At 50.6% G+C, this 15,424-nt stretch carries 13 protein-coding genes and 2 pseudogenes; 7 read left to right on the forward strand and 8 right to left on the reverse strand.

Features of this window, described 5'->3' with window-relative positions; genetic code table 11:
- Nucleotides 1–75 precede the first annotated feature (75 nt).
- Nucleotides 76–315: pseudogene (ycgY, locus tag RTW80_RS20525) on the reverse strand (protein YcgY); the annotation flags it as partial.
- A 177-nt stretch (nt 316–492) separates the two neighbouring features.
- On the reverse strand, nt 493–747 hold the full coding sequence (locus RTW80_RS20530) for a GlsB/YeaQ/YmgE family stress response membrane protein (RefSeq protein ID WP_032247451.1): 255 nt from the start codon (nt 745–747) through the stop codon (nt 493–495).
- Between the two features lie 200 nt (nt 748–947).
- Between RTW80_RS20530 and RTW80_RS20535 the strand changes: the two genes are divergently transcribed.
- On the forward strand, nt 948–1,682 hold the full coding sequence (locus RTW80_RS20535) for a flagellar brake protein (protein WP_000020163.1): 735 nt from the start codon (nt 948–950) through the stop codon (nt 1,680–1,682).
- Between the two features lies 1 nt (nt 1,683).
- Here RTW80_RS20535 and emtA read toward each other — a convergent pair whose 3' ends face one another.
- Complete coding sequence (gene emtA, locus RTW80_RS20540) at nt 1,684–2,295, reverse strand: membrane-bound lytic murein transglycosylase EmtA (protein WP_001301104.1); 612 nt, start codon at nt 2,293–2,295, stop codon at nt 1,684–1,686.
- Between the two features lie 99 nt (nt 2,296–2,394).
- On the opposite strand from emtA, the gene ldcA reads away from it, so the two are divergent.
- Both ldcA and RTW80_RS20550 read left to right on the forward strand, forming a co-directional pair.
- Nucleotides 2,395–3,309, forward strand: coding sequence for a muramoyltetrapeptide carboxypeptidase (ldcA, locus tag RTW80_RS20545; RefSeq protein ID WP_000051560.1), 915 nt, complete (start codon nt 2,395–2,397; stop codon nt 3,307–3,309).
- A gap of 94 nt (nt 3,310–3,403) precedes the next feature.
- On the forward strand, nt 3,404–5,140 hold the full coding sequence (locus RTW80_RS20550) for a potassium/proton antiporter (RefSeq protein WP_000340194.1): 1,737 nt from the start codon (nt 3,404–3,406) through the stop codon (nt 5,138–5,140).
- A 385-nt stretch (nt 5,141–5,525) separates the two neighbouring features.
- Here RTW80_RS20550 and dadX read toward each other — a convergent pair whose 3' ends face one another.
- Nucleotides 5,526–6,596, reverse strand: a complete 1,071-nt coding sequence (gene dadX, locus RTW80_RS20555) for a catabolic alanine racemase DadX (protein ID WP_000197884.1) — start codon at nt 6,594–6,596, stop codon at nt 5,526–5,528.
- Nucleotides 6,597–6,605: 9 nt separating this feature from the next.
- Nucleotides 6,606–7,904, reverse strand: a complete 1,299-nt coding sequence (dadA, locus tag RTW80_RS20560) for a D-amino acid dehydrogenase (RefSeq protein WP_001266908.1) — start codon at nt 7,902–7,904, stop codon at nt 6,606–6,608.
- A gap of 329 nt (nt 7,905–8,233) precedes the next feature.
- On the opposite strand from dadA, the gene RTW80_RS20565 reads away from it, so the two are divergent.
- A complete protein-coding gene (locus RTW80_RS20565) occupies nt 8,234–9,766 on the forward strand; it encodes a SpoVR family protein (protein WP_000190854.1) in 1,533 nt (510 codons plus the stop codon).
- 51 nt (nt 9,767–9,817) lie between these two features.
- Here RTW80_RS20565 and fadR read toward each other — a convergent pair whose 3' ends face one another.
- Complete coding sequence (fadR, locus tag RTW80_RS20570) at nt 9,818–10,537, reverse strand: fatty acid metabolism transcriptional regulator FadR (RefSeq protein WP_000234823.1); 720 nt, start codon at nt 10,535–10,537, stop codon at nt 9,818–9,820.
- Between the two features lie 220 nt (nt 10,538–10,757).
- Here fadR and nhaB point away from each other — a divergent pair, with 220 nt between their 5' ends.
- Both nhaB and dsbB read left to right on the forward strand, forming a co-directional pair.
- The gene (gene nhaB / locus RTW80_RS20575) at nt 10,758–12,299 is read left to right on the forward strand and encodes a Na(+)/H(+) antiporter NhaB (protein WP_000406391.1); all 1,542 of its coding nucleotides are present in this window, start codon (nt 10,758–10,760) and stop codon (nt 12,297–12,299) included.
- 145 nt (nt 12,300–12,444) lie between these two features.
- Entirely contained in the window at nt 12,445–12,975 is a 531-nt protein-coding gene (gene dsbB / locus RTW80_RS20580) for a disulfide bond formation protein DsbB (protein ID WP_000943459.1), read from the forward strand.
- Between the two features lie 45 nt (nt 12,976–13,020).
- On the opposite strand, the gene umuC is transcribed toward dsbB, so the two are convergent.
- The gene (gene umuC / locus RTW80_RS20585; RefSeq protein ID WP_000457616.1) at nt 13,021–14,289 is read right to left on the reverse strand and encodes a DNA polymerase V catalytic protein; all 1,269 of its coding nucleotides are present in this window, start codon (nt 14,287–14,289) and stop codon (nt 13,021–13,023) included.
- Complete coding sequence (locus RTW80_RS20590; protein ID WP_000897378.1) at nt 14,289–14,708, reverse strand: translesion error-prone DNA polymerase V autoproteolytic subunit; 420 nt, start codon at nt 14,706–14,708, stop codon at nt 14,289–14,291. Before RTW80_RS20590 ends, umuC begins: the two co-directional genes overlap by 1 nt.
- A gap of 366 nt (nt 14,709–15,074) precedes the next feature.
- On the opposite strand from RTW80_RS20590, the pseudogene hlyE reads away from it, so the two are divergent.
- Nucleotides 15,075–15,359: pseudogene (gene hlyE, locus RTW80_RS20595) on the forward strand (hemolysin HlyE); the annotation flags it as partial.
- Nucleotides 15,360–15,424: the final 65 nt, after the last annotated feature.

A 15,424-nucleotide genomic window follows, 5' to 3' on the forward strand; every position in this document is an offset into this window, starting at 1 on the left:
TGATAGAAACAGAAGCCACTGGAGCACCTCAAAAACACCATCATACACTAAATCAGTAAGTTGGCAGCATCACCCTGGAGTTAAATTAATAATCACATAATCCAGACACTCCAGAGAATTTAGCAACCAAAAAAAGAATTCAGACCATTCCTCTTCGCGTAACTGAAGCATTGCCGAACGGGTATTTTGGCTTAATCTGCCAGAAGGATTGATCAATTCTAAATGTTCAATAAGCGCAGCCAAAACCGCCTCACTATCCGCCCCATTTTTAACGCCTGACTGGCTACTGTCTAAAATATTTATTTTCTGAATCACACCAAAAACAACGAAACAATAATTAAAAAAGGATTCTGTTGTTGTTACCGGGAACCGACTTTATCGGATATCGAAGTGCTATATTGATTTTTTTCACCCGTAAAGCAGGTGTCGAGTATACGTTCTGATGTGAAAGCGGATAGCGTCATCTGTATCGCTATCCGCCTTATGAAAATCTTATTCTCTTCGCAGGAGGCAGAATATGCCCAGAACGAGAATAGCTCCCACCACCGCCACCAGGAAGCTGTGCAGATTAAAACCACTGATGGAGCCGCCAATGCCAAACATGGTCGCCAGCCAGCCGCCGACCACCGCACCGACTATCCCGAGAATACAGGTCAGGAAAAATCCACCACCATCACGCCCCGGCATGATTAGCTTGGCGATAATGCCGGCTATCAGGCCAAAAATAATCCAGGCAATAATTCCCATGTTCAGGCCCTCGTTTCGATGAATCGGACGCAAGAAATGCTTACGTCAACGCTCTAAGTATAGGCAAGGGCGGGATCGATGCTGGGCGTATGTCGGCTGATTTAAGAACAACATGTAAAAAATATTCACGCATTTGTATTAAGTTTTGTTAACTGTGACCGATAAACCAAAGACAGTTTATCAGTCAGGAGTTTTTCCGCGTGAGTCATTACCATGAGCAGTTCCTGAAACAAAATCCGTTAGCCGTCCTGGGCGTGTTACGCGATTTGCACAAAGCCGCAATTCCTTTGCGTCTCAGTTGGAATGGCGGGCAGCTGATCAGCAAAATACTGGCAATAACCCCGGATAAACTGGTGCTGGATTTCGGCAGTCAAGCCGAAGACAACATCGCCGTGCTAAAGGCACAGCACATTACCATTACCGCCGAAACTCAGGGTGCGAAAGTCGAGTTTACTGTTGAACAACTACAGCAGAGTGAATACTTGCAGCTTCCGGCATTTATCACCGTACCGCCTCCCACCTTATGGTTTGTACAACGACGCCGATATTTCCGCATCTCCGCCCCACTCCATCCGCCTTATTTTTGCCAGACCAAACTGGCGGATAACAGTACGTTACGTTTCCGCCTGTATGATTTGTCGTTAGGCGGCATGGGCGCATTACTGGAAACAGCAAAGCCTGCCGAATTACAAGAAGGCATGCGCTTCGCTCAGATTGAAGTCAACATGAGGCAATGGGGTGTTTTTCACTTTGACGCCCAGTTAATCTCCATCAGCGAGCGCAAAGTGATTGATGGCAAGAATGAAACCATCACCACTCCCCGTCTGAGCTTCCGTTTTCTTAACGTCAGCCCGACGGTGGAGCGGCAATTACAGCGGATTATTTTCTCTCTCGAGCGAGAAGCCCGGGAAAAAGCGGACAAAGTGCGCGACTGATTTACATCGCGTCCAGTGCCTGCTCAAGTTTGTAGATATAGCGCGGAGCCTGCGGCGCAGGGTGATTTCGCGCTACGTGTTCGAGGAACTCGTCAGCATCCAAATCGTTGATTTTGCTGATCGCCTTTTTCCGATCTGACGAGAAAGTCCGTAGCAGCGCACCTGCCCCGTTAGCGTATGACACCACCAGCGCATATTGCAGTACCTTCGGATCTTCAATGCCTGCCAGCGGGCCGGTTTCCAGAATATTCAGGTAAGCCGCCCCCATTGAAATATTACGCTCTGGATTTTTCAGCTCGCTGGTCGTCGGCTCACCACTCCAGCCCATACGGCGATAAACATCACGTCCGGAGGTTGAAGCTTTTAACTGCATCAAACCAATGGCATTCGATTTACTCACCGCGTTCGGATTACCACCCGATTCGATAGCGATAATCGCCGTGATCAATTGTGGATCGACGCCCCAGGCTGCACCGGCTTTCTGGCTTATTGGCATCCACTGCATCGCACGTTGCACCGGAACTTTCGCGTTCCACGGCGGGTTCGTATAGTCATGCTTTGATGAACAACCCGCTAATAACACAATCAAAAAGGCAAACCATCTCAATTTCACTTCTTCTATCCTTATAGCCTGGAATCGCCGTTGAGGTGACAACGGCACACCTAAGCGGCATGATATACATTTCGTTTCTGTTGTCAGCAAGGAATTGCCATGTCTCTGTTTCACTTAATTGCCCCATCGGGTTACTGCATTAAACAGCACGCCGCGCTGCGTGGTATCCAGCGCCTTACCGACGCGGGGCATCAAGTCAATAACGTCGAGGTTATTGCCCGTCGTTGTGAGCGTTTTGCGGGTACGGAAACAGAGCGTCTGGAAGATCTCAATTCCCTTGCCAGACTGACTACCCCCAACACCATCGTGCTGGCTGTACGCGGCGGTTACGGTGCCAGTCGTTTACTGGCAGATATTGACTGGCAGGCACTGGTGGCTCGCCAACAACATGACCCGTTGCTCATTTGCGGACATAGCGATTTTACCGCCATTCAGTGCGGTCTTCTGGCGCATGGCAATGTCATCACCTTTAGCGGCCCTATGCTGGTAGCAAACTTTGGCGCGGATGAACTGAACGCCTTTACCGAGCACCATTTCTGGCTGGCGTTACGCAATGAAACCTTCACCATTGAATGGCAAGGGGAAGGCCCGACATGTCGGGCCGAAGGCACGTTGTGGGGAGGCAATCTTGCGATGCTGATTTCACTGATCGGTACACCGTGGATGCCAAAAATTGAGAACGGTATTCTGGTGCTGGAAGATATTAACGAGCACCCTTTCCGGGTCGAACGTATGCTGTTGCAGCTCTATCATGCGGGAATTTTGCCACGTCAGAAGGCGATTATTCTCGGTAGCTTTAGCGGCAGCACGCCCAATGATTATGACGCAGGTTACAACCTGGAGTCAGTGTACGCGTTTTTGCGTTCCCGCCTGTCGATTCCACTCATTACCGGCCTCGATTTTGGTCATGAACAACGCACGGTTACGCTGCCGTTGGGCGCACATGCCATTCTGAATAACACCCGGGAAGGCACTCAGTTGACGATTAGCGGTCATCCTGTTCTTAAAATGTAAAAAAATCACGCTTCAGGGCTAAGTAAAACGCTGTCTCTGCCGCTAATATGGTAGGGTTTATATAAGAGACAGCGTAATCAGGAGTAACCGACCGTTGGATGCCACAACAATAATTAGCCTTTTCATCTTAGGATCCATCCTTGTCACCAGCAGTATATTACTTAGTTCATTTTCTTCCCGTCTTGGCATTCCTATTCTGGTTATTTTTCTGGCGATCGGCATGCTGGCAGGAGTCGATGGCGTCGGCGGTATCCCGTTTGATAATTACCCCTTCGCCTACATGGTAAGTAACCTGGCACTGGCGATTATTTTGCTCGACGGCGGGATGCGCACTCAGGCCAGTTCCTTTCGTGTGGCGTTAGGACCGGCACTGTCGCTGGCGACGCTGGGCGTGCTTATCACCTCTGGTTTAACCGGCATGATGGCGGCGTGGCTGTTTAATCTTGATTTGATTGAAGGCTTATTAATCGGCGCTATCGTCGGCTCTACCGATGCTGCAGCGGTCTTTTCTCTGCTGGGTGGTAAGGGGCTTAACGAACGTGTTGGCTCGACGCTGGAAATTGAATCCGGCAGTAATGATCCAATGGCGGTCTTTCTGACGATTACCCTGATTGCGATGATCCAGCATCATGAGAGCAATATTAGCTGGATGTTCATTGTCGATATTCTGCAACAATTTGGTCTGGGCATTGTAATAGGTCTTGGCGGCGGTTATTTACTACTGCAAATGATCAACCGCATCGCCCTGCCCGCCGGATTATATCCATTGCTGGCATTAAGTGGCGGTATTCTGATTTTCTCATTAACTACTGCGCTGGAAGGTAGCGGTATTCTGGCGGTGTATCTGTGCGGTTTTCTGCTGGGTAATCGCCCTATTCGCAACCGCTACGGCATCCTGCAAAATTTCGACGGCCTCGCCTGGCTGGCGCAAATCGCCATGTTCCTGGTGCTGGGGCTGTTGGTTAACCCAAGCGATCTGCTGCCTATTGCCATTCCGGCGCTCATTTTGTCCGCATGGATGATATTCTTCGCCCGTCCCCTTTCGGTATTTGCTGGATTGCTCCCCTTCCGCGGTTTCAATCTGCGTGAGCGCGTGTTTATCAGCTGGGTAGGATTACGCGGCGCGGTGCCAATCATCCTGGCCGTGTTCCCGATGATGGCGGGGCTGGAGAATGCACGTCTGTTCTTTAATGTCGCCTTCTTTGTGGTTCTGGTTTCACTGCTCTTGCAGGGAACATCACTCTCGTGGGCGGCTAAAAAAGCCAAAGTGGTGGTTCCGCCAGTGGGACGTCCGGTGTCACGCGTTGGCCTGGATATTCATCCGGAAAATCCGTGGGAGCAGTTTGTTTATCAATTGAGTGCCGATAAATGGTGCGTGGGCGCGGCACTGCGCGATTTGCATATGCCAAAAGAGACGCGTATTGCGGCACTGTTTCGTGATAACCAGTTGCTTCATCCTACCGGCAGCACCCGACTGCGCGAAGGCGATGTGTTGTGTGTAATTGGTCGGGAACGCGATCTTCCGGCGCTCGGTAAACTGTTCAGCCAGTCGCCGCCGGTCGCGCTGGATCAACGCTTCTTTGGTGACTTCATTCTCGAAGCCAGCGCCAAATATGCTGATGTTGCGCTGATATATGGCTTGGAAGACGGGCGAGAATATCGTGATAAGCAGCAAACGCTGGGTGAAATTGTCCAGCAGTTGTTAGGCGCGGCACCGGTTGTCGGTGACCAGGTAGAGTTTGCCGGGATGATCTGGACGGTGGCCGAGAAAGAAGATAATGAAGTGTTGAAGATTGGCGTACGGGTGGCTGAAGAGGAAGCTGAATCTTAAATTTAATGAAGCATCTATCGCCGGTTGCGATGCTTTGCTGAACGCAGCCTGAGCCTGCAATTGTTTGTCGTCCATAATTTAACCTTCATTTGATGTTGAATTGAACATATCAAAATCAGGCAATTACACAAATCTATGTACAGGCTCCATCAAGGGTAAAGCGTGATTTATCTGAAGTCGAGTTCGAGTCAACAATGAAGCGTAAGCGTTTTATGTAGAACGCCTGTGCGGTGAGTTCAGGTTCCGGGGAAATAGTGTCCATCCTTTTAATGGACACTATCATGGGCAATGGCTCTGTCACATTAACAACTACAGTTGCTGACCAGCCGGATGGATGATTTTTTTGCACCCAGAAGACGTTGCCTCCGATCCGGCTTACAACAAGTTACACCGTCACAACCGGGACGCGTAGCGCCAGCGCGCACATCAACTCATAGCCCACCGTTCCGGCAGCGGCGGCGACATCATCAATTTTGATCTCCTTGCCCCACAGCTCAACCGGCGTACCAATACCCGCCTGCGGGCAAGGCGTTAAATCGACCGCTAGCATATCCATCGAGACGGTCCCCACCGTCATGGTGCGCACGCCGTCCACTAAAACAGGGGTACCGGTAGGCGCGTGGCGCGGATAACCGTCGGCGTACCCTGCGGCGACAATGCCGATTCGCTGTTCATCGCGCGCAGTATAGCGACCGCCGTAGCCCACACGCTCGCCCGCTTTTAGCGTCTGGACACCAATAATCTCACTGCTTAGCGTCATCACCGGACGTAATCCGGTATTGGCGATATCACGCCACTGACCGGACGGCGAAGCGCCATACAAAATAATGCCAGGCCGAACCCAGTCAAAATGCGCTTCCGGGTGCCACAGAGTCGCCGCCGAATTGGACAACGAACGCCGACACTCCAGCCCCTCCGCCGCCTGCTCAATACGCGCCATCGCGCCGGAAATTCCATCAGGATGTTCCGCTTCGGCAAAATGCGACATCAGGGTCATTTCGCCAACATTCGCCATTGCCCGCAACTGCTGCCAGACGGTAAGCACGCGATCGGGCTGGAAGCCCAACCGATTCATCCCACTGTTCACTTTAAGATAAATATCCAACGGTGCTTTTAGCCGCGCATTTTGCAGTGCTTTGAGCTGCCAGTTGCTGTGTACGCAGGTGGTCAGGCGGTGCTGGTCATAAATCTCCAGATCCTGAGCATGGAAAAATCCTTCCAGCATCAGGATCGGTCCTTTCCAGCCGCGCTCACGTAACGTTATTGCCTCTTCCAGGTTAAGCAATGCAAAGCCATCGGTGGCCCCGAGCGCGCTCCAGATACGCTCAATACCATGCCCGTAAGCGTTCGCTTTTACCACCGACCAGACGCGCGCGTGCGTCGCGGCCTGGCGGACAATGGACAGATTCTGTTTTAATGCCTGCAGATCGAGGCTGGCCTGTATCGGACGGGTCATCTCGTTTCCTTAGCTGTGTGCGCCATGTAAATGGCCCGGACGTGATGGCGTAAATCCACGGCTGTAGCGCGCTACGCTTAGATCCTCATATGGGATCGCTGGCGTGCGACCAGAGAGCAGATCGCTTAACAACTGACCGGAACCGCAAGCCATCGTCCAGCCGAGCGTGCCGTGACCGGTATTCAGCCACAGATTTTTAAAGCGTGTACGCCCGACAACCGGCGTGCCGTCTGGCGTCATCGGGCGCAGACCAGTCCAGAAAGTCGCCTGCTCGACATGACCGCCGCGTGGATAGAGATCGCGAACCACCATCTCCAGCGTTTCACGACGCGGTTGCAACAGCTCGGTATTAAAACCAACAATCTCCGCCATTCCGCCAACACGAATGCGGTTATCGAAACGGGTAATGGCGATTTTGTAGGTTTCATCAAGAATGGTGGATACCGGCGCACCATCTTCCTGCGCAATTGGAATGGTCAGCGAGTAGCCTTTCAGTGGATACACCGGAATATCAACAATGCCTTTGAGCATCGCCGTCGAGTAAGAACCAAACGCCATCACATACGCATCGGCCTTAATCACTTCATCGCCACACTTCACGCCGTAGATTTGCTCGCCGTCGCAAAGCAGTTGGTCAACGGGCGTATTAAAGCGGAATTTAACCCCCGCCTGCTCCGCCATCCGCGCCAGATTCTGGGTAAATAGCTGACAGTCTCCGGTTTCATCATTGGGTAACTGCAGGCCGCCCGTCAGTTTGTGCGCCACTTCTGCCAGCGCGGGCTCCACTTCCGCCAGGCGGCTGGATTCCAGCAGCTGATACGGTACGCCGGCATCTTCCAGCACGGCGATATCGCGGGTCGCATTTTCATACTGTTGTTCGGTACGGAACAGTTGCAGCGTCCCACCCTGACGCCCTTCATACTGAATATTGGTTTCGGCGCGCAATGCTTTCAGGCAATCACGGCTGTATTCCGCCAGACGCACCATCCGCCCTTTGTTTTCCATGTAGTGGCTGGTGTCGCAGTTACGTAACATTTGCCACATCCATTTCAACTGGAACTGCGTACCGTCGAGACGAACCGCCAGCGGCGCATGGCGCTGGAACATCCATTTAATCGCTTTTAAAGGCACACCTGGTGCCGCCCACGGTGCAGCATATCCGGGGGAGATTTGCCCGGCATTCGCGGCACTGGTTTCCAGGGCGGCCCCCGGCTCCCGATCAATGACGGTGACCTCATGTCCTGCCTGATTTAAGTACCAGGCGCTGGCAACGCCTACCACACCACTTCCCAGTATGACAACTCGCATAGCCACTCCGATAACGGTAGATACAGTAAAAGAATAATAATCTAATCACATCTTGATAACTCAGTTGAAAATATTATTCAACATACGGCTTTTTTATGGTGAGCTGGCTCACATCTCCCTGACTCTGCGGCAATATGGCGTCTTTAGTATCTCCTGCTGAACGCCCTTTTTATCCAGCATAAAATTCCGTTCAGAAGCGGATTAGTGGCACTCTGATAATAAGAAATCGCAAAGAAAAAAATTCTCCGGCGACGCGGTTTTTAACAGGTGTTCTATGCTTGAAATGAGGTGCTCCACACAGAGAGCGCCGACAACAATGAGGTGCGCGTATGGCGACGATCGATTCTATGAATAAGGACACCACACGTTTGAGCGATGGACCCGACTGGACGTTCGACCTGCTGGATGTTTATCTGGCAGAGATAGACCGGGTGGCGAAACTCTACCGGCTGGATACCTACCCGCACCAGATTGAAGTGATAACCTCAGAACAGATGATGGATGCCTACTCCAGCGTCGGCATGCCAATTAACTATCCGCACTGGTCATTCGGTAAAAAGTTTATCGAGACTGAACGGCTGTATAAGCACGGTCAGCAAGGACTGGCCTATGAAATCGTCATTAACTCTAACCCGTGTATCGCTTACCTGATGGAAGAGAACACCATTACCATGCAAGCGCTGGTGATGGCTCATGCCTGCTATGGGCATAACTCTTTCTTCAAAAACAATTACTTATTCCGTAGCTGGACCGACGCCAGTTCGATTGTCGATTATCTGATTTTTGCCCGTAAATATATTACCGAGTGCGAAGAGCGTTATGGCGTTGATGAAGTAGAACGGCTTCTGGACTCGTGCCACGCGCTGATGAACTACGGCGTGGACCGGTACAAACGCCCGCAAAAAATCTCGCTGCAAGAAGAGAAAGCCCGGCAGAAAAGTCGCGAAGAGTATCTGCAAAGTCAGGTCAATATGCTCTGGCGTACCCTGCCGAAGCGCGAGGAAGAGAAAACGGTTGCTGAAGCGCGCCGCTATCCGTCCGAACCACAAGAAAACCTGCTCTATTTTATGGAGAAAAATGCGCCACTGCTGGAATCATGGCAGCGTGAAATCCTGCGTATTGTGCGTAAGGTGAGCCAGTATTTTTATCCGCAAAAACAGACTCAGGTGATGAACGAAGGCTGGGCGACCTTCTGGCACTACACCATCCTTAACCATCTGTATGATGAAGGGAAAGTAACGGAACGTTTTATGCTGGAGTTTTTGCACAGCCACACCAATGTGGTCTTCCAGCCCCCCTATAACAGCCCGTGGTACAGCGGCATCAACCCGTATGCCCTCGGGTTCGCCATGTTCCAGGATATTAAACGGATTTGTCAGTCGCCAACGGAAGAAGACAAATACTGGTTCCCGGATATCGCCGGTTCCGACTGGCTGGAAACGCTGCATTTCGCGATGCGTGATTTCAAAGATGAGAGTTTTATCAGCCAGTTCCTGTCACCGAAAGTGATGCGTGATTTCCGCTTCTTCACCGTGCTGGATGACGATCGGCATAATTATCTGGAGATTTCCGCTATTCATAATGAAGAAGGTTATCGGGAGATCCGTAACCGGTTATCGTCGCAATATAACTTAAGTAATCTGGAGCCGAATATTCAGATCTGGAACGTGGATTTGCGCGGCGACCGTTCGCTGACGCTGCGTTATATTCCACATAATCGCGCACCGCTGGATCGGGGGCGCAAAGAAGTCCTGAAGCATGTGCATCGCCTGTGGGGATTTGATGTGATGCTCGAACAGCAAAACGAAGACGGCAGCATCGAGTTGCTGGAACGTTGCCCGCCAAGAATGGGAAATCTGTAAAAACAACAAAAAACCCCTCGTTTGAGGGGTTTGCTCTTTAAACGGAAGGGATTATCGCCCCTGAATGGCTAAATCACCCGGCAGATTTTTCTGCATCCGGTGCCAAATCTCGCCACTCTCATGCCCATAGCGACGCACTGTTTCGTACACCTGATCGTGCGCGCCTTCACTGCACAACGCCGACAGTTTGTGGTAGAAGCCCAGCGCCAGACTGCGCGCTTCCGGATTGGCGAAATAGTGACGACCAATACGCGTATACAGCCCTTTCATCCCGTTAAGAATCAGACCGTAAATCGGGTTGCCGGAAGCAAACGCCAGGCCGCGGAATATGTTGTAATCCAGCTCGGCAAAGGCATCGGCGTGATCGGCCACTTCATTAGCGGTAGCCAGCACTTCCTGCGCTTTATCGGGATGCTGACGAAACGCGGTGCGAATAAAAATAGTGGAAATATTGGTACGCACCGACAGCAAATTATCAATAAGCTGCGGCACACTTTCGTGATCCAGTCGCGCCAGTGTTTCAAGGATATTTAAACCGGAAGTTTCCCAGAAATTATTCACCTTCGTCGGCTTGCCATGTTGAATGGTCAACCAGCCATCTCGTGCCAGACGCTGTAACACTTCACGTAACGTAGTACGCGTTACGCCAATTAATTCTGAAAGTTCACGTTCTGCGGGCAAAATAGTCCCGGGAGGGAAGCGGTTATTCCAGATACTTTCAATAATGTACTCTTCCGCGAAACCCGCCGGGCTTTGCGCCTTAATGACCATAGTGAGATTTCCATAACACAGCAAAACAAAGTTGGACTCATCATACCAGAGGGCTAACTACGCTGATAGCAGACAAAAAGAAGAAAAAGGGATCAAGGCTTCATTTTCCGCATCTCTTTCCCCTTGACTATCAAGACTTGCCTCACTCCTGCCTGACCGTTAAGCTTTGCGTTTAAACATAAAAACATCATTGATTATTTGTAAGGTAAGGGAAACCATCATGGAGATCTCCTGGGGCCGCGCGCTATGGCGCAATTTTTTGGGCCAGTCCCCCGACTGGTACAAACTCGCCCTCATCATTTTCTTAATCGTAAACCCGTTAATTTTCCTCATCAGCCCTTTCGTCGCGGGCTGGTTGCTGGTAGCGGAATTTATTTTCACTCTGGCGATGGCCCTGAAATGCTACCCGCTGCTCCCCGGTGGTCTGTTGGCTATCGAAGCGGTATTCATCGGCATGACCAGCGCGGAACACGTCCGTGAAGAGGTGGCGGCAAATCTTGAAGTCTTGCTGTTACTGATGTTTATGGTGGCGGGTATCTATTTTATGAAACAGCTGTTGCTGTTCATATTTACCCGTTTGCTGTTAAGCATTCGCTCCAAAATGCTGCTGTCGCTCTCTTTTTGCGTGGCGGCTGCGTTCCTCTCCGCGTTCCTCGATGCCTTAACCGTCGTGGCGGTGGTGATCAGCGTTGCAGTCGGTTTTTATGGTATTTATCACCGCGTAGCCTCTTCCCGTACCGAAGACACCGACCTGCAAGACGATAGTCATATCGACAAGCATTACAAAGTGGTTCTGGAACAGTTCCGTGGCTTTCTGCGTAGCCTGATGATGCATGCCGGTGTCGGCACCGCATTAGGCGGCGTAATGACCATGGTGGGCGAACCACAGAACCTGATCATCGCTAAAGCGGCTGGCTGGCATTTTGGCGATTTCTTCCTGCGCATGTCGCCGGTGACCGTTCCGGTTCTGATTTGTGGCCTGTTAACCTGCCTGCTGGTAGAGAAGCTGCGTTGGTTTGGCTACGGTGAAACGCTGCCGGAGAAAGTCCGCGAAGTGTTGCAACAGTTTGACGATCAAAGCCGCCACCAGCGTACCCGTCAGGATAAAATCCGTCTGATTGTCCAGGCGATTATTGGCGTCTGGCTGGTGACTGCGCTGGCGTTGCATCTGGCGGAAGTTGGCTTGATTGGTTTGTCAGTCATTATTCTGGCAACATCATTGACCGGTGTCACCGATGAGCATGCTATCGGTAAAGCCTTCACCGAATCTCTGCCATTCACCGCACTGTTGACGGTGTTTTTCTCGGTAGTCGCGGTGATTATCGACCAACAACTGTTTTCGCCAATTATTCAGTTTGTGTTGCAGGCATCGGAACATGCTCAGCTGTCGCTGTTCTATATTTTCAACGGTCTGCTGTCATCCATTTCGGATAACGTCTTCGTGGGGACGATTTATATCAACGAAGCGAAAGCGGCAATGGAAAGTGGCGCTATCACGTTGAAGCAATACGAGCTGCTGGCGGTCGCCATTAATACCGGTACCAATCTGCCCTCCGTCGCTACGCCGAACGGTCAGGCTGCGTTCCTGTTCCTGCTGACCTCTGCACTCGCGCCATTGATTCGCCTCTCTTATGGCCGCATGGTGTGGATGGCCCTGCCTTACACCCTCGTCCTGACACTCGTCGGCTTGCTCTGCGTCGAGTTTACGCTTGCCCCTGTAACCGAATGGTTTATGCAAATGGGCTGGATAGCAACGCTTTGATAACAACTTACCGGGCATATAAATGCCCGGTTTGCCTTTTCGCCCGATAATTGTCCAATTGCGTCCTATTTTTGCTGCCTCCTGGTGGCGCAGCGAATGAATTGGTTTAAACTGCGCACTCTATGCATATTGCAGGGAAATGATTATGTTGCGATTTTTGAACCAATGTTCACAAGGCCGGGGCGCGTGGCTGTTGATGGCGTTTACTGCTCTGGCACTGGAACTGACGGCGCTGTGGTTCCAGCATGTGATGTTACTGAAACCTTGCGTGCTCTGTATTTATGAACGCTGCGCGTTATTCGGCGTTCTGGGTGCTGCGCTGATTGGCGCGATCGCCCCGAAAACTCCGCTGCGTTATGTAGCGATGGTTATCTGGTTGTATAGTGCGTTCCGCGGTGTGCAGTTAACTTACGAGCACACCATGCTTCAGCTCTATCCTTCGCCGTTTGCCACCTGTGATTTTATGGTTCGTTTCCCGGAATGGCTGCCGCTGGATAAGTGGGTGCCGCAAGTGTTTGTCGCCTCTGGCGATTGCGCCGAGCGTCAGTGGGATTTTTTAGGTCTGGAAATGCCGCAGTGGCTGCTCGGTATTTTTATCGCTTACCTGATTGTCGCAGTGCTGGTGGTGATTTCCCAGCCGTTTAAAGCGAAAAAACGTGATCTGTTCGGTCGCTAATCCATTCGGCGCTCCTGCGGGAGCGCTTTTTTCCTGCCGCTATATTTATTTGACCCTCAGTAAATCAGAACTTCGCGTTGTATAACGTGGTGAAAGCATGGCTCGCTTCATCTGCCATTGTTGCTGGATCCCCTGCCCGGCAAAATAGAGTGTTCCTCTGCCCTCTTTAGCATTCAGTGTATCCATTACCGTCATCAATTGCTCACTCCCGGGGCGCGGTGCGTTGTCATCGAATAAATTGAGCTGCGCGACTCCCTGACTGAAGAAATCCCCCAGCATCACGCCCGCTTTTTGGTAACGATGGCCCGCTTGCCAGATGGCATCCAGAGATCGCGTAGCAGCGTTAATGATATCCCTGCTGTCCTGAGTGGGCGTCAGCAGTTTTACCGACGCGCTATTGCCGTAATAAGGTTCATTGAGCGCAAATGGTGACGTCTTAATAAACGTGGAGATAAACCGACAATATTGATGCTCGCTGCGAAGTTTTTCCGCCGCCCGGGCAGCGTAACTACAAATGGCCTGCCGCATCGACGGATAATCCGTGATGCGTTCACCAAACGAGCGGGAACAGATAATTTCCTGCTTCGTCGGTGCAAACTCTTCCAGTTGCAAACAGGGTTCGCCGCGCAGTTCACGCACCGTTCTTTCGAGCACGACATTAAAATGTTTACGGATAAACCGGATATCTGTATCCGCCAAATCGAGAACGGTTTTGATCCCCATCGCGTCCAGTTTTTTGCTGATCCGCCGTCCAATCCCCCAGACGTCATCCACGGGGAGAGCAGACATTAATTTACGCTGGCGTTCCAGATTTGATAAATCCACCACCCCACCCGTCTGCCGCTGCCATTTTTTTGCCGCATGATTGGCAAGCTTAGCCAGCGTTTTGGTCTGGGCGATCCCCACGCCAACAGTAAGATGGGTACGTTGTAGCACCGTTGCGCGAATTTCTCTGCCAAAATCAGTCAGATCGCGACAATTACGCACACCTGTCAGATCGCAGAATGCCTCATCAATACTGTAAATCTCGACGCGGGGCGATAGCTCTTCCAGCGTCGACATCACCCGATTGCTCATGTCTGCGTAAAGCTCATAATTGCTGCTAAAGCAAACCACACCACAGCGACGAAACAGATCTTTTTGTTTGAACCAGGGATCGCCCATTTTAACACCCAGCGCCTTTGCCTCAGCGTTTCGGGCGATAACGCAACCGTCATTATTCGATAGCACAACCACCGGTTTACCCCATAAATCAGGGCGAAACACCGTCTCACAGCTGGCATAAAACGCGTTTACATCACAGAGAGCAAACATCAGCGCATCGCCTTAACGACGTGGATCACCACACCAAAGACATCCAGCGTATCTTCGCTACTGATGGTAATGGGCGAGTACGCACTGTTCATGGGAATAAGCTGTACCGTCGGGCGTAGTTGCAATTTTTTCACCGTAAACTCGCCGTCAACAGCAGCGATGACAATATCACCATGGCTGGCGGTAATAGCGCTATCGACAATCAGTAAATCACCGTCACTAATTCCACCATCAATCATAGAATCACCACTTGCTTTGACGAAGTAAGTCGCGCTGGGATGCTGGATCAACAGTTGATTCAGATCGATGCGCTGTTCAACGTAATCTGCTGCCGGTGAAGGAAAGCCACACTGAACAAGATCGCTAAATAGCGGAAAAGTCACAATTTCGCGGAGATCCGCAGGCTTGATAAACAACATAATAATCTGCCTGAAGTTATACTGTTTTTATATACAGTAGTCTGTTCTTGCCAGCAGATCAATACTGATTCAGGCTATCAATATTTGTCGCTGCATAGACTGCTGATTTTTCGTTCTCTTATCCTGTGCTCACGTGGCCTTCTGGCGACGACGCTCATCCAGCAGAAATGAAAAATATCACCCGGCAAAAAAATAGAATAGAAGCATTCGCCATAATGACATTAAACATTGTTTGATATTTATCATATTAATAGAAATAAAGACATTGACGCATCCCGCCCGGCTAACTATGAATTAGATGAAGTAAAATTTATTAATATTTGTAAAACAGGAGTTTCATTACAATTTATATATTTAAAGAGGCGAATGATTATGACTGAAATCGTTGCAGATAAAACGGTAGAAGTAGTTAAAAACGCAATCGAAACCGCAGATGGAGCATTAGATCTTTATAATAAATATCTCGATCAGGTCATCCCCTGGCAGACCTTTGATGAAACCATAAAAGAGTTAAGTCGCTTTAAACAGGAGTATTCACAGGCAGCCTCCGTTTTAGTCGGCGATATTAAAACCTTACTTATGGATAGCCAGGATAAGTATTTTGAAGCAACCCAAACAGTGTATGAATGGTGTGGTGTTGCGGTGATGCTGCCAACTTACTGATTTAGTGTATGATGGTGTTTTTGAGGTGCTCCAGTGGCTTCTGTTTCTATCAG

It is taken from the genome of Escherichia sp. AM3 (assembly GCF_032029835.1).
GTDB classification, from domain to species: domain Bacteria; phylum Pseudomonadota; class Gammaproteobacteria; order Enterobacterales; family Enterobacteriaceae; genus Escherichia; species Escherichia coli.

Bases quoted from the DNA above. Each gene is read 5' to 3' on its own strand.
- umuC (WP_000457616.1), bottom strand. From the start codon at position 14,289: ATGTTTGCTCTCTGTGATGTAAACGCGTTTTATGCCAGCTGTGAGACG.
- nhaB (WP_000406391.1), top strand. From the start codon at position 10,758: ATGGAGATCTCCTGGGGCCGCGCGCTATGGCGCAATTTTTTGGGCCAG.
- dsbB (WP_000943459.1), top strand. From the start codon at position 12,445: ATGTTGCGATTTTTGAACCAATGTTCACAAGGCCGGGGCGCGTGGCTG.
- RTW80_RS20565 (WP_000190854.1), top strand. From the start codon at position 8,234: ATGGCGACGATCGATTCTATGAATAAGGACACCACACGTTTGAGCGAT.
- dadX (WP_000197884.1), bottom strand. From the start codon at position 6,596: ATGACCCGTCCGATACAGGCCAGCCTCGATCTGCAGGCATTAAAACAG.
- dadA (WP_001266908.1), bottom strand. From the start codon at position 7,904: ATGCGAGTTGTCATACTGGGAAGTGGTGTGGTAGGCGTTGCCAGCGCC.
- RTW80_RS20530 (WP_032247451.1), bottom strand. From the start codon at position 747: ATGGGAATTATTGCCTGGATTATTTTTGGCCTGATAGCCGGCATTATC.
- RTW80_RS20590 (WP_000897378.1), bottom strand. From the start codon at position 14,708: ATGTTGTTTATCAAGCCTGCGGATCTCCGCGAAATTGTGACTTTTCCG.
- fadR (WP_000234823.1), bottom strand. From the start codon at position 10,537: ATGGTCATTAAGGCGCAAAGCCCGGCGGGTTTCGCGGAAGAGTACATT.
- ldcA (WP_000051560.1), top strand. From the start codon at position 2,395: ATGTCTCTGTTTCACTTAATTGCCCCATCGGGTTACTGCATTAAACAG.